Source organism: Burkholderia sp. Ac-20392, assembly GCF_017104585.1.
GTDB lineage: Bacteria > Pseudomonadota > Gammaproteobacteria > Burkholderiales > Burkholderiaceae > Burkholderia > Burkholderia lata.
Genome location: NZ_JAAGPB010000063.1, coordinates 1 through 18980 on the forward strand (window position 1 = coordinate 1; position 18980 = coordinate 18980).

The window sequence follows — 18980 nt, forward strand, 5'->3', positions numbered from 1 at the left end:
GCCCCGCGGACACCGCCGCGCCGATGGTCGCCACGCCGCCGCCGACGAATACCTCCGTCCACGCGACACCGGCTTCGTCCAGCGCGCCGATCGCCATGCGACGCACGCTGCACGGCTCGGCCTGCGTCGCGAGCCGCAGCGGTTGCGGCGGATGGTACTCGAAATCGGTTGCGGCCATCCAGCCGAACGACTCCGACAGGAGGGTTTCGCCGTCGAGCCGCCGGCTGTCGTGCTGTAGCGCGACGGCGGCGTCGAGCTGGCCCCGGTCGAACGCATCGAGCACGTCGCGTGACGCAGCGACCCGGATCTCCAGCACGAGCCCGGGTTCCGCTTCGCTCATGCGCCGAAGCAGCATCGGCAGATCGGCGCCGACGACGTGATGGCTCACGCCGATCACCAGCCGCCGCTGCCCGGCGCCGAACGCGCCGACCGCACCCTGGTGAGCGGCCACGAGCTCGCGCGCGGGTTCCAGGAACGCGGTGCCGTCGGCCGACAGGCGAACCTGCCGCGGCGTGCGTTCCAGCAGGCGGCGGCCGAGGCCGTCTTCAAGCCGCTTGATCTTCAGGCTTACCGCGGACTGTGTCGTGTCCATCGCCTCGGCGGCCCGCGTGAAGCTCTTGAGGTCGGCGGTCAGCACGAATGCCTGCACAGCTTCGATGTCGAGTGTTTTCATCGCGCACTCATCCATTTCAGAAATGAATCATTGAAATATTCTGCCATCGTCTTTTCAAATGATTCAAGGTCTTCTACGCTGTTTCCAAGCCGTTCGGAATCTCCCTTTTCAATCCCAGGAGTCGATCATGCTGACCGCGTACTACGTGCACCGCCTGCCGGCGGACTACGACCTCGACATCATCCGCAATCGCGTGCGCGAGCGCGGCAGGCTCTGGGATGACACGCCGGATCTGGTGTTCAAGGGGTTCCTGCTGCGCGAGGCGGGCCGCTACGGTGCGACGGAAAACGGCTATGCCTCGCTTTATCTGTTGCGCAATGAACAGGCGTTCACCAGGTTCGTCACGGACGGCCGCTATCGGGTCGTGACGGACAGCTTCGGACGCGCGCCGATCGACGTGCAGGTCGCGCTCGATGCGCGCAAGGGCAGTGCGTCGACGGGGCGCTTCGTGCGGCTGGAAGCCATCGACATTCCGGCGGATGCCGACCTAGACGCGACGCTGGCACAGGAGGTCGCGCGCAATCGAGACGTGGCGGCGCGGCCGGGTACGGTCGCGGCCGCCGTCAGCCTCGATCCGCTGCGCTGGAGGCTGACGCGAGTACGCGTATCGGAGCACGAGCCGGACGACGGCGGCGCGGGCACGGTGTATCAGGTCCTGCATCTGGCCCGACCGTTGCTCGATACGCTCGAAGGGAGCGGGGTGTGATGGCCGGCGTCGCATTCCGATCGCGGGCCGGGCCGGCGGATGGGGCGAGCGGCCCGGCATCCGCGCGATTGCCGGCCAGCCTGGTGATTGCCGCGCATCTGGCCGGGATGGCGGCGGGGATCGCCGCGATAGCCGCGCTCGCGACGTTGCTGGCGCTGTTGTTCCGGTAAGGGGGCAGCGGATGGGTGAATACGGAGGAGCCGCGCTCGACGTGCGCGGCTCCTCCGTCGGCTATCGCCGCTCAGTGCCCCTGCAACCGGATATCCCGCGACGACGCGCCGACATACACCGTCCCGCCCGGCACCACGCGCCAGCCGTTACGCGACGTATCCCACACGCTCTGCATGCGCGGCGACACGGTGACGCGCACACGCCGCGTCTCGCCCGGATTCAGCCGGATCTTCTCCCAGCCGACCAGCCGCTTCGGCGGTTCGTCCTTGTACGGCACGCCGAGATAGACCTGCGGCGTTTCCGCGCCGGCCACGCGCCCGTCGTTACGCACGGTGAACGCGACGCTCAGCGCCCCGTCCCACTGCTTCGCCACCGACAGCCCCGAATACGCGAAGTGCGTGTACGACAGCCCGTAGCCGAACTCGAACATCGGCTTGATGTTGTGCGCGTCATACCAGCGATAGCCCATGTTCAGCTTTTCCGCATAGACGGGATCGTTGTCGAACGTGCCGTTTTGCCCCCAGGTCGGCGAATCCTGATCGCGCGCGGGGAACGTGACGGGCAGCTTGCCGGACGGATTCACCGCGCCGAACAGCACGTTCGCGATCGCCTTGCCGCCGGCTTCGCCCGGATACCACGCTTCGACGATCGCGGATACCTGGTCCTTCCACGGCATCAGCACCGGGTTGCCGCTCTGGACGACGACGATCGTGTGCGGATTCGCGTGCGCGACGGCTTCGACGAGCGCGTCCTGGTTCGACGGGTTCGCGAGGCTCAGGCTCTGGAGATCACCGAAATCCTCGCCGGCCGGCTGCGCGACCACGACGATCGCGACGTCCGAACGGCCCGCGAGCGCCGCGGCCTGGTCGATCTCCTGCTGCGTGTACGCGCGGAACGGCGACTGCTGATCGCTGTTGCCGGCATACGTGACCTGCGCGGCCGGTGCGAGCGCGCGGATCGCCGCGACGATCGGCACGTCGACCTTCAGCCACGGATTGCGCCACCAGCTGCATCCGGTCGACGACCCGAACGTCAGGCCGCCGCAGCCCGCGAACGATCCCGACACGGGGTCGCGCGTGTTGCCCGAGCCGCCGCCGGACAGCACGGCCGCATCGGCATGGCCGCCGATCACGGCGATATGCGATAGCGCCGACGCCGCAAGCGGCAACTGGTTGCCGTCGTTCTTCAGCAGCACGATCGACTGCTCGGAAGCAGCCTGCGCAAACCGGTTCGCAGCCGCGAAATCGATCGTGCCGCCGCCCTTGGCCGGATCGTCCATCACACCGACGCGGATCATCACTGCCAGCTTGCGTCGCACCATGTCGTCGAGTCGTGCAGTCGACACCGAGCCGTTCGCGATGGCCTGCTTGACGGCTGCCGGCGTCAGGTACACGGTCGATCCGACGTCTTCTTCCTCGTCGAGCCCGGCGTTGATCGCGGCGGCGGTGCTGTGCGTCGCGCCCCAGTCGGACTGTACCTGGCCCTGGAAGCCCCATTCGTTCTTCAGCACGTCGTTCAGCAGGTGAGAGTTCTCGCATGCATACGCGCCGTTCAGGCGGTTGTAGCTGCACATCACGCTGCCGGGCCGCCCGCGCTTCGCGGCAATCTCGAACGGCAGCAGGTAGAGCTCGCGCAGCGTGCGCTCGTCGATCTGCGTGTTGCCGCCCATCCGGCCGTGCTCCTGCTCGTTGCCGGCATAGTGCTTGATGGTCGCGATGACTTTCTGCCGCTGCGTGGCGAGCGTGCGTTCGGCGAGCAGGTCGCCGGCGAGCAGCGGATCCTCGCCGAGATACTCGAACAGGCGGCCGCCGCGCGGTTCGCGCGCGAGGTTGGTGCCGCCGCCCAGGCCCATGCCGAATCCTTGCGCGCGCAACTGGATTGCGACCTGCTTGCCGTAGTCGTACGACAGGCGTCGATCCCAGCTCGCGGCTACGGCAATCGTCGCGGGGAATGTCGTGCTGGCCTGCGACGTGCTGCCGGAACCCGTTGCTGAATCGACCATGTTCAGGTCGGGAATGCCGAGCCGCGGCACGCCCTGGATGTAGCCGGCGCCGCCGCCCGGCACCTTGGACATTTCGTATTGCGAATGAATGAACTGAAGTTTTTCGTCGAGCGTCATCTTGCGCACGAGCAGGTCCGCGCGTCGAACCGCCGCGGCAGACGCAAACGCATCGGTCGCGTCGCCCTGCGCGTTGAAATCGGCGTCGCCCGCATAGGCGGTGGTGCAGAGGGTCGCTGCCAGCACGACGGCCGGCCAGAGTGTGTCCCGCATGTTGCTCTCCATGATCGTATTGCCGGTTGTTCGGATGATGTCTGGAGCTGCGCACGTCCGGTGGATTCGCACCGGACGCAATTGGCTGGCGATGCAGGGTGGTTGCGCGTCGGCATGCCAGGCCAGGCGGGGAATCGTTACGGCCGGTTGGGCCCGACCGGCGCACGCGGGCGGCGACGCACGGGCCGCCCGACGCTGCCGAATCGGATGTAGCGATTCTCTGCAGTGACAAATGGTATGAATGTAGTTTGACTACAGCATCGGTGTTTCTACTGATATGTCCGATCTTTCTTCTGCAGGGGCGCGCAGCGGGGTGGAAAGGCGGTCATCGTTCCCGATGTCGGGGGTGTGGTCGGGTAAGAAGTACCTGGGAGCGGGTGTATTTGCACAGCAGTCGTGTGGCGACGCGTGCGTCCTTTTTCGTTTCGTTGCGTGCGCATCGAACCGGGCTTCGGTGATTTCGCGCACTGTTTGTCGGGAACGCCGCTTCTATTCTGGAGCGGGCGCGTACGAGCGATCGCGTGTGCCGATTCCCTTCGGATTTCCTGATTTTTAACTTCATTGCATCGCAATTGAATTGCGACGATACGGAGTGCCTGAATGACAGCAGAATTTCCGGCGACATACGTTGTGGGTACCGCGACGGGCCTGACCGCCCGCCCGCTTTTGCAGGAACTGGTCGATCTCCCGATGAGCGTGAGGCGGTTCGGGGTGATGGGTGACGGCGTGACTGACGATACGGCGGCGCTCCAGGTGGCATTCAATGCCGGAATCCCGCTGTATTTCCCGCCGGGGACGTATCTGTACAGCAATACGCTGACTGCAACGGCGTCGATCGTCGGAGCCGGATGGGACTCGATCCTGCAATGCACGACATCGCAAGGCCAGAATTCGGTGATCTACTGGCGCAGCGCCAGTAATTTCAAGATTCAGAATCTGCAGTTCTTTTCAAAGAATGCGACCGCCTATTATCCGGACGAGAATGCCGGCTCACTCAATTTGCAGGACTGCCGTCAGTTCGAAATTTCGGGGTGCAAGTTCAACAACTCGGCCGGCGGCGGCGCGCTCATGCGCAGCTGCGCCAACGGGAAGGTGTTCGGCAATACGCTGCTCGACATCTGGCATGACGGCATTCATGTGACCAAGGCAAGCTCGGACATCACCATTACGAACAATGAGGTGATCAACGGTGGCGATGACGCGTTTGCCGTGGTCGGCTATTTCAACGAAGGCGTCCGGCCCCGCCGCATCACGATCGCAAGCAACCGGGTTGTCGGAACCAAATATGCGCGTGGCATAGCGATTGTCGGTGCTCAAGACATCACGGTGACCGACAACCAGATCTACAACCCGATGGCGGCCGGCATTTATGTTGCGTCGGAGTTGACGAGCGTCTACCAATCGTACGGCAACGACAATGTGACGGTCGCCAATAACGTTCTGGATACGTGCGGGGTTCAGTCCAACATCGGTGCCATAGTCAATTCGCCAAACGGGCCGATCGGCTACGGCGCATTGGTCGTGACCGCGACGGCCGGATTCAATAATTCGAACATCACGATCGTCAACAACACGATCAAGAACGCTGCGGGAACGCCAGTCGGACTCTGGCAGCCGGCCGGAAGCAACATCCACGTCAACATTTCGCAGAACATGATCAGCAACGCCTGGGATCCGAACAACAAGAACGGATTCCCGTTGACGACGATCGCTGCGACGTCGGCGTCCAAAACGCTGAGCTTTGCCAATATTCCTGGCGTTGCCGTGGGCATGACGGCCTGGTATTTCAACGGGTCGACAAGCGTGCCGATCGGCACGGTCGCGTCGGCAGGCGTATCGACGGTAACGCTGGACCGGAATGCGACCGTGCCGAGCGGCGGGACGGTGATTTTTTCCGGTGTCGGCCTGTTCGGCGCGACGATCAAGACCACCGCGTCGGCCCTGAGTGCCGCGACATCGTTGACGTTCGCCTCGACGACGGGCGTGACCTACAACGACAACTATGGTTTCGGGGCACCGGGAAACGAAACGACAGGCGTGTCGGTTGGACAGGGCGTCAGCGGAACCAACATCGCGGCCGGAACCTTCGTGATCGGCGTGACGCCGAATTCGGTCACGCTGAGCAAGCCGACGACCGGCACCGTAGCGAGCGGCGCTTCCATCGTCTTCACCCCGATGGTTTGCATGACGTCGCAAACGATTACGACCTCGGCTGCCGCGGCACCGGGAACCAACACCCTGACGTTCACGCCGTATCCGTCGGCACGCGGCTGCGCGGTGGGGCAAGGCGTATCCGGTGCGAATATCCCGGTCGGCACATACGTGACGTCGGTTTCCGGTAACGGAAACGGCCCGACCGTTACGCTGTCCAGCAATGTCACGGGCAGCGGCGTTGCCAACGGTGCGTCGATCGCGTTCACCGGGACCGGCGGGCTGAGCGCCGTTTCCGGAATTACGCTGTACAACACACGCGGATGCATCGTCTCGAAGAATCAATTGTCCGGCATCTCGAAGGACGGAATCTACGTGGACGGATCCTGCACGTCGTTCACGGAGATCAGCGGCAATGCCGGCGAGAACATCGGTTGCTGCAACGGCTTCGCTCGCCTCATCACGGTCGGGGCGCTCACGGCCGGGGCGTCGCTCAAACTGCGGGGAAACTATATGGCGCAGCCGGTCAACTATCCTCGCGCGATCGATTCGCTGATCTCGTCGAGCTCATGGGCCTACACGTCGTGGAGTGAAGACAATATTGCGCAAAACGGCTTCGTCGGCTTCGGCGTGCAATTGACGCCGGTCGTGCAGACGGTGGGTGCTTCACCGTGGACGTTCGCGAACGGCTACCCGAGTGCGGTCAGCCTGTCGGTCGTCGGCGGCTCCGTGTCGTCGATCAGCGTCTCGCGAAACGGGCAGGCAGCCTATGCGTCAGGATTGACGAACGGGTTGATCGATCTCAAGCCGGGCGATGCGATGACGGTCGCTTATGGCACCGCGCCAACCGTCACGATGATTCCCAGACTCGGGCAGTAACGCGCGACGCTGAACAAATGGTGTGGCGGTTGACAAGGCTGCCTTAGCGACTTTGTGACAGAGTCCTCCACCGCAAGGCGCACCGATCGGTGCGCTTTTTTTTGCAACGACGAATCCGGCGACCGCGCTCGCGGCGGTCGGGCACCGGTTTCGGGCAGTGTGGTCAGCGTGGTAGGGGCGCGTTCCGCGAGGCCTGATCGGATTTTTGTATGAAGATAGGTTTTCGGTGGGGTTGCTCACATACGCACGGCGCCAGACAGTGTCCAATCAAGCATCAACGCGTGAGCAACCCGGCCGGAGCACGACCGGCAGGGTTGCGTCGGCCGACAGGATGCAGGCGGTGTCATGCAGTCATCCGTCATATCGGGCGGGTTCCTGCACAGTTTGGAAGGGCGCGATGTCAATGACTACACAATCTGTATCGAGGCTCGGTTCACCGCGACTGCGCGCGGCGCGTACGCGAGCCTCGTACACGTGGCAGGGATGACCGAGGCGAAGGCGCGCACGACGCCGGCCAGGCGGCTCGGCGAATACGTACGCGAGCCGCAGATTGCGCTGCGCATCCAGACTTATCGCAGCAAGCACGTTTATCTCGATGGGGGCTTGCATACGCCCGGATTGCAGCTCGTCAACGACGTGCCGATGACGCTGCTCGAGGCGATCGATCGCGCAGGCGGCTTGACGACCGCGGCCGGCGTGATTCGGTCCAGCATCGTGCTGCGCGACGGTGATCTGGTACGCGTGCATGCGGCAGGCGAGACGAAGGTATTCGTGCCGGGCGAAGTGCCCCGTCCGGCGATGCCGACCTTGACCGATGGGCGATGAATCCGGGCGAAGCGCTTGGTCACATGGGCGGCGTTGAACGGACGGCGGACCTGTACGGTGCGGCCATGGGGCCGGCAGTCGAGCCCAGGTCTACACGTCGACGGGCGCGCGTCACATCGTCCACCCGTGCCGGGTGGTCGGTCGGGGCGACCGCGCACGATCGGCGGCGAGCCTTGCATGACAGTGGCGCCGCAGGTCCGCGAAGGCGCGTTGTACAAATGTAATGTGGCGTACGAAATTTGTCGGGATTGAGTGGCCTAATCGTCGATATTCGAGCGGGCCGCCGTGTCTGGCGTGTCAGGCTGATCCGGGGGGAAGGAACGGAAATGTAACGTCATCCGACCAAAAAATTACCAAGACCAATCTCAACCCAGAGGCGCTTGCAGGTCAGGCGATCCTCGACAGGCACTCGCCGGACCCGGTCGGGTACGCGGGTGTTTTCACATACGGGCGTTTTTGTGGGAACCCAAATCGATACGCAAGGACGGAGCCGGTTACGGGGAATCGGCTCGCATCGTCGCAACGTCAGTCGTTCCCGATTTGTCTTGTGCGGCCGCGCGAACGGGCAGCCTCGTTGTGGCCGCAAGTTGAAGTTCGCACGGACGCATGTGCAGTCGTTTCCGGTACCCGGATGCCTGCTTCGAGGTATCCGGCAGGCATCCAGCAGCGCATCGCGCCATCAGGTGTACAGCGCAAGGACCGGATCATGACACCCATTCAGTTCAACGGATGTGTCGGCTGGTTTCACGCAGGCAATCGCCCGCATGGCATCGTGATTTGCGAGCCGCTCGGTCACGAGGCGCTCTGGCTTCACAAACTCGTGCGCTCGCTCGCCGAGCATCTCGCCGATCGCGGCTTTCCGGTGCTGCGATTCCACTATCCGGCGAGCGGCGACTCGCTGGGCGACGAACACGACGCCGACCGCTTCGACCATATGCTCGCGAGCGTTCGGCATGCCGTCGATGCGTTGCGCGAGCGTGTCGTGCCGGACACGCTGACGCTCGTCGGCGTGCGCGCCGGTGCCGCGTTGGCGCTCCTCGCCGCGGACGGCCTCCCCGGATTCACGCGCTTCGTTGCGCTGGCGCCCGTGGTGCGCGGCCGCGGCTACCTGCGCGAGCTTTCTCTCGTCGCGCAACGCTGGCTCGATAACGCGCCGCCTGCCGTGCGGGATGCGATTCGAGAGGAGCGGCCCCTCCATGTGCTCGGGCACGCGTATCCCGATGATCTCGTCGCGGCCCTTCGAGGCATCAACCTGTGCGAGTCTGCGGGGCGGTTTCAGGCATTGCCGTCGCGCGCGTTGCTCGTCGATGCGCCGTACGGCGACGCGCCTGCCTTGTCGGATGCGCTACAGGCACGCGGTGTTTCTGTCGATGTTCGGACCTGCCCCGATTGGGGCAGCATCATGAGGGAGCCGGTCTGGTCGCGGCTACCCGACGGATTGCTCGACACGATCGCGAACTGGATCGACGACGGTTCCGATGCGGCCGTTCGCGTTCCCGTGCGGGAATCCGAGTCGGCCGTGACGCTGGCCGGGGAGGGCTGTATCGAACGGTTGATCTCCGTGGGGCCAGGGCGATTGGCTGGCGTGCTGTGCGAACCGGCCGGCAGCATCCGACGCGCTGCCGCGCCGACCCTGCTGATTACCAATACGGCGGCCAATCCGCATGTCGCCGACGGTCGGTTTGCGGTTCGACTTGCCCGGTCGCTCGCGGCATCGGGTATCAGCAGCCTGCGTATCGATTCGAGCGGCATCGGCGACAGCGGCCCGCGTGCGAGAGACGATCAGTCCGACATCCCGTATTCGGATCAGGTGATTGTCGATATCGCATCCGCAGCCGACTGGTTGAAAGAGCAGGGGCATCGCGAAATCGTTGCGTTCGGGATTTGCTCTGGCGCGTACGCATCACTTCATGCCGCCGCGCGCGAGCATTTCGCCGGCGTGATTGCGGTCAATCTTCCGGTTTTCATCTGGCCGCGCGGAGCAACGCTCGCGGATGCCGTCAATAACCAGACAAATTCGATGCGCGGCTACTGGGCGTCGCTGCGCAGCCGCCACAAGCTGCGTCGGCTGATACTCGAAGGGCGCGATCCACGGCCGGTCCTGCGTGCGCTGTTCCGTTTGGTCGCGGGCATCATGACCGTGCCCGTCAAGCGGGTCGGTGAGCATTTCGGCTGGCGGCCGGGTAACGAGACGCCTCGGGGATTGCTGCGTGGCATGTCGACTGGCGGCATCCGTACCCATCTCGTCTACGGCACGTTCGATACGGGCGTCGACGCGCTCGTTCGGCATTTTGGCCCCGCATCCCGTGCGTTCGCGCATTGGCCGAACGTATCCGTCGACCTGCAGGACACGCTCGACCATTCGTTGCACGGCAACGCCGCTGCGCAGTACGTGGTCACCCGTTGCGCCGAGCTGCTGGCCTCCTGGTACGCGCCGGCCGAATTCTCGGTACCCGCGCAACCGGAGCACGCGCCCTCATGACGTTCGAGCAGACGTCGCACGCAGGACCGACCGGGCGGCGATCGCGACGTCTCTCTCGTGCGAGCGTCTCGGGAGCGCGGCAACGGGGCGTCGGCCGGTGGTGGTTTTGCCAAAGTCTCCCGCTAACGTAACCGGACGAACAGATCCGCTGCTTCGGTCACCTTATCCTGACCGTGTCGAATTTTCATGGGGTTGCCGGTTCGCAAGCGCCATCGCGACTCCGTCCAGGAATGACAATGAAGCAAGCGTGTCTGGCACATCGAAAGTGGGATAGGCGTCACCGCCAGCGGGTAACGCACGATCTTGCGCAGGCGACACGGGATGACGCCGGTTCGCGAAACGAGCGAGCGAACGTCGGGCCCGGTCATGCAGGCGACGACGTGGCATCGCAATCGCGACATTGCGTCCACCGAGGTCGATCGTGATGCATGTGCTGGTGATCAACGACTTCGTTCGGAAGGGCGGGGGCGAGGAAGTGTACCGGGTGTCCGTCGACGTGCTTCGTGCTTGCCACGGCGTGGTGGTCGAAACCTTCGACGAGCGTGCATTGCCCGATGTCGCAGGCGGCGGCCGCGCACGTGCATGGTCACGTGCCGCAGCGCGTGCGCTCCTCACGCTGCTCGATCGATTTCGCCCGCAACGCATCCTCGTACACAATTACCACAACCTGCTGTCGAGCGCGATTCTGCCCGTGCTCGCTCGCTACAAGCGGCACTCGGGATGTGGTCTGTTCATGACCGCGCACGATTACCATTTGCTGTTCTACAACCCGAGCCTGCTGATCTATTCCCGCGGGCGCGCGCAGCCGTTGCCGATCGACCAGTTGCATCGCGGCCGGCGCATCGCTCTCACGGCGAGCCCGCGCGGCTTTGTTCACGATGTCGCGAAGAAGCTGCACTGGCATGCGGTCAATGCGCTGTTCGACCCGCGTGGCCTGTTTGACGAGATTCTCTGTCCGAGTCCGTTCATGCGCGACCTCATTGCGCAGGGTGGCCGAACACGCGCCACGCTGGTGCCGAATCCGATCGATTCGACGCTGGTTCCCCGTCCGCCCAAACCCGCCCGGGGCGATCGCCTCGATCTGGCATTCGTCGGTCGTGTGGACGCGGACAAGGGCCTCGGCCGGTTTCTCGCGCTCATGAGCGAATCGGCCGGCGATGCGATTGCGTCGCTGACTGTCTATGGCGACGGAGCGGAGCGGGCCCACCTCGAGACACATCACGCGACACTCGTCGAGTCGGGGCGGCTGCGTTTCGCCGGGCGCCTCGATCATGCAACGTTGTTCGCCGCGCTACCCACGCACGACGCGCTCGTGTTGCCGTCGATCTGGGTGGAAAATGCCCCGCTCGTGATCGTCGAGGCGGCGATGCTCGGCCTGCCGGCGCTCGTGCATGACATCGGAAGCCTGTCGACCTTTGGCGACGAGATCGGCAACAAGATTCTCTACCGGAACACGTCCGAAGGCTTCTCGCGCGCGCTCGCCGAACTGCGCGCGCACCTCGATAGCGAAAATCGTCACTACGACTGGTCGCGTTACTCGGTCGAATGCTACGCGTCGTCGCTGTGTGCCGTACTCGGCATCGGTAGGGATGTACCGTGAATGTGGGCACATTGAAAGTCGCGGCACACTGTTTCCTCTCAGCCCAGAAAGCACGATGACCGCTGTCCGAAAAAATTTTGCGTTGTTGTTCGCGTTGCAAATCTCGACGTACGTCGTGCCGCTCGTCACGTTGCCCCTGCTGACGCGCGTACTCGGCCCGCTGCAATACGGACGGTTGTCGTTCGTGCTGGCGGTGACGACGTATTTCATCAACCTTGCCAATTACAGCTTCGACCTGACCGCGACGCCCCGTGTCGCGCTGGCGGACGGCAGGGTGGAACGATCCCGCATTTTCTGGGCAACGGTTTGTGCCCAATGGGCGATCACGGTCGCCGGCTTCGCCGTACTCGTCGCCCTGACCCTGCTCATTCCGCATTTCGCGGCAGAACGCACGGCCCTGCTGATCGGCTTCGGGATGGCGGTGGGCGCCGCGCTTACACCGGGCTGGTACTTTCAGGGCATCCAGAAGTTGAGCGTCTACAGTGCCACGGTGGTCGTGTACCGTGCATGCAGCGTCGCGGCCTTCTTCATGTGGGTGCGCACGCCGGACGATCTCCTGCACGCGGTCGCCATCAACGCTGCGGTGCCGCTGCTTTGCGGGGTGACGTTGCTTGCGTACCTGTTCTTCCGTCGCGAGATCGAAGCCGTCCGCGTGCGGTTCGCCGACATCGCTGCCGCACTGAAAGGCGGCTCACAGGTATTTCTGGCATCGACGTCGATCTCGTTCTACGCATCGACCAATACCGTTCTGCTGAGTATCGTTTCGGGAAGTGTCGCCGCCGGCTATTTTGCGGCGGGTGACAAGTTGATTCGGGCCGCGGTCGGCCTGCTTCAACCGCTGAGAGCCGCAACCTATCCGCACGTGACGTACCTGATGCATCACGCGCGTGACGACGCGTTTGCGTTCTTGCGAAAGCTGATCGTGCTGCAGGGCGCGCTGGTGCTGGCCATGTCGGCAACGATCTACGCTAGCGCACCATTCGTCGTGCGGATCCTGTACGGCAGCTCGTTTGCGCCGACGGTCGGCGTACTGCGTTGTCTGGCGCTGGTGCCGTTCATGGCATGCATGACCGACCTGTTCGGCGTTCAAACCATGTTGCCGATGGGCATGAAGCGCGCCTTCAGCATCATCCTGATCTCGTCCGGGGTGTTGAACGTGACGCTGCTGCCGCCGCTTGCGATGCTGTTCGCGGAGCGCGGGGCGGCTATCGCGGTGTTGATCGCCGAATCGGCCGTCGCTATCGCGCTCGCGTATGTACTCTGTCGTGACCGGGTCGGCCTGATCAATCTGTCTGCGCGTTCGGGTTGATGCGATTTGCGCGCTGCCGGGGCGGCGACGCTGGCAGCGTGATGCGTTGGACTCGCGATCCTTCCACGCTGCTGCCATGGCGGAATGCGAGTCGACAGGCGTCGCGGTTCCCGTCCTGTCGATCTTCCGGTTACTTGGTGACGAGCGCCCCGGTCAACCCCGCGCTGATCGCCGGCAGCAACAGGTTCAGCACGCGGCTCGCGCGGACCAGGCCGGTGTTGTCGACATACACGATATCCTTCGACGCGAGCGGAAACTGATTCGCGAGCAGCATCGAGACGGGCGACTTCAGGTCGAGGTGAAAGATGACCGGCTCGCTGTCGGCGGCCTTGCGCAGCACGAAAACCTGCTGGGCGTTCGACGTCTGCTGATTGAGTTGCCCGGCCTCCGAAAGCGCTGCACTCAAGGTGAGCGAGCCATCGCGCAGGGGCGGCACGGCCAGCGGCTTGTTCACTTCACCCATGACATAGACGGGATTGTCGTCGCGAGCACCCACATGCAGCAGGTCGCCTGGCTGCAGCATGATGGCGGCGGGACTTTTGCCGGTCTTCATCATCTGCGCGACATTCACCGGATAGATCTCGCCGTTGCGCGTGACGGTCACGCGACTCTGATCCGCGGTCGGCGCAAAGCCGCCCGCGCGATTGACCGCTTCCACCAGTGTCATCGGAATGTCGTTGATCGTCTGCGAGCCAGGGGTGCGTACTTCGCCGTCCACATACACTTGCTCGGCACGGAACGATGCCACGCGAACGGTCACCTGTGGTTTGACGAACACCTTCCTGAGTTCGGCATCGAGTTCCCGCTGGACCTGCGCCGCGGTCTTTCCGGCCGCGTGGATCGGTCGCGTCACGTAGGGAAACTGCACGTTGCCGTCGCTATCGACAACGAAACCCGGCGCTGCGTCGGAGGGCTTCGTGTTCTGCGTCGGCTGGCCGACAGCGGCGGCGAATTCGGGGTGATCCCAAACCGTGATTTGCAACACGTCACCCGGGCCGAGCTTGTAGGCCCCCGGCTTGCCGAGCAAATTGCTCGGGATCGACCGCGCGGGAAGGAGCTTCTGTTCCGTGTGAATCTGGTTGATCAGCGTCAGATCGATCTGCTTGACCGCGACCTTCATGTCGCTGGTCACGTCGCCATTGTCGGCGGTCGTGACCGGCAACGCAGCCGGCTCCGCCATGTGCTGGCCGGGCGCAAACGCACACGCTGAAAGCAGGGTGGACATCGCCAGGGAGATCGCGGCGCGCATTCGACGCACGGCAGGGTCGTTCTTTTTCAGCGCGGGCGCATCGAATAGCTGGGGGTTGTTCATATCGTCATTCAGCATGGTAAGCCGGCCGATCTGCCGGCCGGGTAGGCCTGTATTCAGAAACAATTTAAATAAATTTAATGATCGCCGTGCCTTCTAGATCGGAAGATTTTTCATCTCGACACCCCGATATCAATGGTCCTGTGTCGCCTTGTTTGATAAAGATCGTCAAATCGAGGTGACGCGATGAATGATATGAAAAGACGTATTCACGTCACATTTCTGATTGCGCCGTCAAGCCACAGTATTGTCATGGGCTGCCGGAAGCGGAAACAACGCGTACTTAACATAGCACGAGACAGGTTGGCAACCCAGTGATTTGCACCACCAGTGCTTATTAATGTAAGCCATCGCACTTAGCGTACCGGGCATTTATCGCATAGTGGCCGGGACAAACAGAATCATTGGTGTTCCCGGGGCGACGGTTCAGTGACGTACTTTTTGCCGATCTACGGCCGGATGCAGGGCAGGCGCCCGGGATGGCGCGACCTGGCGTGCGTCGCGCGGCACGCATGGCCACGAGCACGCGCCGCCACGTGAAGCCCGGCAAGGTGGCAATTTGGGAGTTTATGCATGGCATTGGATCGACCTTCGCCGAATGAGTACCGGGACGGAGCGGGAAATATTTCTCGCGACGCGTCCCGCTTTACACTGGCCGAATTGCTCGAAAATGTATTTTATTATCGAGTGGCGTTTATTTCTGTTTTCCTGGGGTGTCTGCTGTTGGCATTTGTTTATGCCATTTCGGCGACGCCGATTTACTCGGTTGATACCCTGATACAGGTCCAGGAAAACAAGCATAGCGCGCTGGGTTCGCTCTCCGAGATTTCGAATGCACTGGATATTCAGAATTCTGCCGTAGTCGGCGAAATCGATATCGCTCGTTCGCGCACGGTCGTCACCCAGGCGATCGAGGCAACCGCCGCGCAGGCGGAAGTTTCAGTCAGTAACCGGATTCCGCTTGTAGCGGGTTTTCTGGGTTCGATCCTGTCGAAAGATGCGAGTGGTCTCGTCATTCCGCTGTTCAATACGCCGTTCTGGGCGTGGGGCGGTGAACGAGTCGAATTCAGCAAATTCGATGTCCCGGAAGCACAGCTTGGCAAAAAGCTGGAGTTCGATTACCTCGAAGGCAACCGGTTCGTGTTGAAGGACAGCGATGGTCAGGAGGTGTTGAAGGGGGAAATCGGCACGCCGAGCGAGGGTAACGGTTATCGCGTGGATGTGTCGCGGATCGTGGCGCGCGCCGGTACGGAGTTCCGTGTACGGCGGGTTGCCACGCCCGTGCGACTCGACGCCATCCTGACCAAGTTGAGCGGGGCCGAAACGAAGCGGCAGTCGGGCATCATGCAGCTCAATCTCGAGGATCCCGATCCGGTGTTTGCCGCGCGACTGCTCAACGCCATCGCCGCGGCTTATCTGGATGTCAACGCGAAACGGCGCTCGGAGGATGCCGAGCGCAGCCAGGCATTCCTCGACGCGCAGCTGCCGGCCGTGAAGGCGCGGCTGGAGCAGGCGGAGCAGGCGCTGAACACGTTCCGCAATTCGCAAGGGTCGATCGATTCGCAAGGCGACGTCAGGCTGCTCATTGACCAATTGGCGCTCGTCGACAAGGCGCGGCTCGAAGCCAAGCTCGAGTATCAGGACTTGTCATCCAAGTATGTTGCCGGGCAGCCCCAGATCGCGGCCGTCGTCAACAAGCTGAAGACGCTCGATCAGCAGTCGGCCGAATTGAAAAGCAAAGTGGCGCATTTGCCGTCGCAGCAGCAAACCTATTTGCGTCTGGCGCGAGACGTCGAAGTCAATAACCAGCTGTACGTCGGCTTGCTGAACAACACGCAGCAGTTGCAGATTGCGAAAGCAGGCACGGTCGGCAATGCGGCGATCATCGACAAGGCCGATGTGAGCGACAAGCCGATTCGGCCGAAGCGAATGCTCGTGATCGTGCTGGGCGCGGTGGTCGGACTGGTACTGGGCGTTGCCGTGGCGCAGGGCTATGCATTGTTTTTCAGGCGCGTTCGCGATCCGAAGCACCTGGAATCGATGGTGGGCGTCCCGATGCTTGGCGTACTCCCGTCATCGCCTCAACAGATCGAGGCCGACTTGAACGACAGGTCGGCTTTCATGGCCGTGAGGGAGCATCCGGATACGCCGCTCGCCGAAGCAATTGCGGATCTGGCCTTGCTGTTGCATTGCAGGATGACCACCGAGCGAGGCAGCGCAAAGACCGTCCTGATTACGTCTCCCGAGCCGGGGCAGGGCAAGTCGATGATCTCCGCCAATCTTGCCTGTTTGTCCGCCGATAGCGGCATCAAGACCTTGCTTGTGCGTGCGAGTGCGGGCCAGGCGAGCATTGAGCGATGCCTGCCGTTGAAAGCCGAGAAGTGTTTGTCGGATGTGCTGACAGGCCCGCTCGATCTCAAGAAGGCGATCTCGCGCGTTCATGACAATCTTGACGTGCTGCCTGCCGGAAAAGGGGGCAAGCCTTTGCGGAACCTGTACGGCACCGACAAGCTGGACGCGCTGTTCACTTCACTGCGAGGCGCGTACGACCTGATCATCGTGGATGCGCCAATGGCCCATCCGGCCGCAAACGTCGCCATTTTGTCGAGGTTCGCCGACATCACGCTGATGGTGGTGAGGCAAGGGTCGGTCAGCTACGCCGGTGTGGAGGAAGCGATCGAGAACCTGAAGAAGTTCGGCGCGGATGTGGATGGCCTGGTGTTCAATGGCTTCGAGCCCTCACCGTTTCGCTACGGCTATTACGCGAACGCCAGTCGACAGGCGAAGGAAACGCGGACGCAGGTCAGTCCTCGCCATGTGGCATCCGATACGTTTTTGTTCAGGGCATGGACGCGAGTCAGAAAGGAGCTGCTCAGAAACGTTGCGTGATATTGACTGGCGCGGAGCGTGGCAGATGAGCAATCGGGCCGTGGTGGGAAGCAAACGTCAGGTCGATACGGATACGGCGCGAGCGATGTCGTTCGTTGCGCCCGGGCCGGCCATGCGTTCCCGGATGCAGTTCGCCACGTCCCTGATCTCCTGCGATCGGCTCGCAGCTGCATGGTGCAGGTGCGTGAAGGAAGGAACGAATTTCGGGTTGCGGCACGATGGGTAAGACGACGGGAACATTGGGAGGCAGCGGCGGCTTCGTGTCTGCCACCGGCGTGATTGGTTTGACGCTTTTCACGCTGGCATTGCTGTTCAACGCGGCGATGCCGGCGCTCGGAATGGCGAAATCGAGCGCCCTGTGCACGTTGCTGCTGGCAACACTGGGGCTCGTCGGCCTGGTCAGATCGCGCCCGGTGTTTGCCGTGTCGATGCTTTACGTGCTGGCGATCGCCATGACCGCATTCCTTGCGGGCGTGGGATTGGAGGACGGTGGCTATCTGACGGAAACCGATGTCATCGGCGACGCGACCGGGGCATTCAGCCGGCTCCTGTCGTTCTACGTGGTTTTTGTCGTCTGTGCGCTCGTTGCCTTCGGTCGATTTCTGGACGAACGCCCGGTGCGGGCGTCGATCCGGGCGCGGATAACGTTGCAACCGATCAGCATCGCGATAGGGTTCGGACTCGCGGCCACGATTATCGCGATCGGTGTGATCGCCGGTCTGACGTCGGGGTTCTCGCTGTTTTCCGGCATCAATCGATATGCGCTGCGGAATGATTCATCGAACGGGATGATGTTCAACCTGTTCCTGAACAATCAGTCCTTCATGGGCTTTCTGCTGGGCACCATCGCCACCAGTTCCGACAAGCGCATCCGGGCGGCGGCGATCCTGACGATGGCCGTCGACCTGGCGCTCAACGTGATGCATGGCGAGCAATTCATGGCAGTGCTGCACATCGGGCTGTGCTCGCTTGCCCCGTTCATTTCGATTCATGCGATGAACGGCAAGCCGGTCGTTCGTTATCTGGGTATCGGTGCGGGATTGGCGCTATTGCTCGGTGCCGTTTCCATCGTCTACTCCTACAGGGGGCAGGGGCTTGAAGTAACCGACATGCTCTCTTCGCGCTTCCTGCTGCAGGGCCAGCCGTGGTACGTGGTCGACAACGACGCGCAATTGTTCACGGCGCCGAGGCTCGGTGGCACGGATGCATTCTGGCGATTCGTGCACTCGCTCGGCTCCTGGACCATGCCGACGTTTTTCGACGACTCCGAACCGAGCGGCTTGCGTGACCTGATGAAGTCGTACACCGAGCCAAGCGTGCTCAGGGCCTACATGTTCGACGACGTCACCTTCACGATGGGGAACATGGCGGTGCCCGTGTATTGGTTCGGCTATGCCGGGGGCGCGCTCTTCGTCGCGATGACCGGCCTGGTGTACGGCGCGCTCGGCGCGCTGCAGATCGTGGTTGCGATGCGCGGCGGGGTCGTGATGCTATGGCTGATGGCGAAGGTCTTTTCATATGCGACCTTCGCCGTCCAGCAAGGCGAATACTGGATGATGTTCGGCTCGCGCACGGTTTTTTATGCGCTTCTCGCACTCGCGTGGTGGTATTGGGTCGATGCGAAGCATTCAGACGTCAAATGAACCACGCCGGGCCATCCCGAGGCCTTTCGTCAGCGTGTGTTTTCGTCGTTCAGCGGTGCGGGCCGCGAGGA

The 18980-nt window shown here is 62.8% G+C and carries 12 protein-coding genes; 9 read left to right on the top strand and 3 right to left on the bottom strand.

Features of this window, described 5'->3' with window-relative positions; all coding sequences use genetic code 11:
- Nucleotides 1–673: LysR family transcriptional regulator (locus G3N99_RS11125; RefSeq protein WP_206122421.1), on the bottom strand; the 673-nt coding region annotated here is incomplete at its 3' end.
- A 127-nt stretch (nucleotides 674–800) separates the two neighbouring features.
- On the opposite strand from G3N99_RS11125, the gene G3N99_RS11130 reads away from it, so the two are divergent.
- Entirely contained in the window at nucleotides 801–1379 is a 579-nt protein-coding gene (locus G3N99_RS11130; protein ID WP_206122422.1) for a DUF4865 family protein, read from the top strand.
- A complete protein-coding gene (locus tag G3N99_RS11135) occupies nucleotides 1379–1549 on the top strand; it encodes a hypothetical protein (protein WP_206122423.1) in 171 nt (56 codons plus the stop codon). The genes G3N99_RS11130 and G3N99_RS11135 overlap by 1 nt, the downstream gene beginning before the upstream one ends.
- Nucleotides 1550–1620: 71 nt before the next feature.
- Here G3N99_RS11135 and G3N99_RS11140 read toward each other — a convergent pair whose 3' ends face one another.
- Nucleotides 1621–3822, bottom strand: a complete 2202-nt coding sequence (locus G3N99_RS11140) for a glycoside hydrolase family 3 C-terminal domain-containing protein (protein WP_174942346.1) — start codon at nucleotides 3820–3822, stop codon at nucleotides 1621–1623.
- A gap of 600 nt (nucleotides 3823–4422) precedes the next feature.
- Between G3N99_RS11140 and G3N99_RS11145 the strand changes: the two genes are divergently transcribed.
- The 5 genes from G3N99_RS11145 (at nucleotide 4423) to G3N99_RS11165 (ending at nucleotide 13068) form a co-directional block, all read left to right on the top strand.
- Nucleotides 4423–6852: a right-handed parallel beta-helix repeat-containing protein gene (locus G3N99_RS11145; protein WP_174983003.1), complete on the top strand. Its 2430-nt coding sequence runs from the start codon at nucleotides 4423–4425 to the stop codon at nucleotides 6850–6852.
- A 483-nt stretch (nucleotides 6853–7335) separates the two neighbouring features.
- Complete coding sequence (locus G3N99_RS11150; RefSeq protein ID WP_241011591.1) at nucleotides 7336–7677, top strand: hypothetical protein; 342 nt, start codon at nucleotides 7336–7338, stop codon at nucleotides 7675–7677.
- A 706-nt stretch (nucleotides 7678–8383) separates the two neighbouring features.
- Complete coding sequence (locus G3N99_RS11155; RefSeq protein ID WP_206122431.1) at nucleotides 8384–10159, top strand: alpha/beta hydrolase; 1776 nt, start codon at nucleotides 8384–8386, stop codon at nucleotides 10157–10159.
- A 424-nt stretch (nucleotides 10160–10583) separates the two neighbouring features.
- Nucleotides 10584–11759, top strand: coding sequence for a glycosyltransferase (locus G3N99_RS11160; protein WP_174936186.1), 1176 nt, complete (start codon nucleotides 10584–10586; stop codon nucleotides 11757–11759).
- Nucleotides 11760–11814: 55 nt separating this feature from the next.
- Nucleotides 11815–13068 carry a flippase gene (locus G3N99_RS11165; RefSeq protein WP_206122424.1) on the top strand — a complete coding sequence of 418 codons (1254 nt, stop codon included), beginning with the start codon at nucleotides 11815–11817 and terminating at the stop codon, nucleotides 13066–13068.
- 130 nt (nucleotides 13069–13198) lie between these two features.
- Here the strand turns inward: G3N99_RS11165 and G3N99_RS11170 are convergent, their stop codons facing one another.
- Nucleotides 13199–14380 carry a polysaccharide biosynthesis/export family protein gene (locus tag G3N99_RS11170; protein ID WP_206122425.1) on the bottom strand — a complete coding sequence of 394 codons (1182 nt, stop codon included), beginning with the start codon at nucleotides 14378–14380 and terminating at the stop codon, nucleotides 13199–13201.
- A 570-nt stretch (nucleotides 14381–14950) separates the two neighbouring features.
- Between G3N99_RS11170 and G3N99_RS11175 the strand changes: the two genes are divergently transcribed.
- Nucleotides 14951–17266: a GNVR domain-containing protein gene (locus tag G3N99_RS11175; protein WP_206122426.1), complete on the top strand. Its 2316-nt coding sequence runs from the start codon at nucleotides 14951–14953 to the stop codon at nucleotides 17264–17266.
- A gap of 218 nt (nucleotides 17267–17484) precedes the next feature.
- Nucleotides 17485–18909 (top strand): DUF6418 domain-containing protein, encoded by a 1425-nt coding sequence (locus tag G3N99_RS11180; RefSeq protein WP_174983009.1) that lies wholly within the window; start codon nucleotides 17485–17487, stop codon nucleotides 18907–18909.
- Nucleotides 18910–18980: the final 71 nt, after the last annotated feature.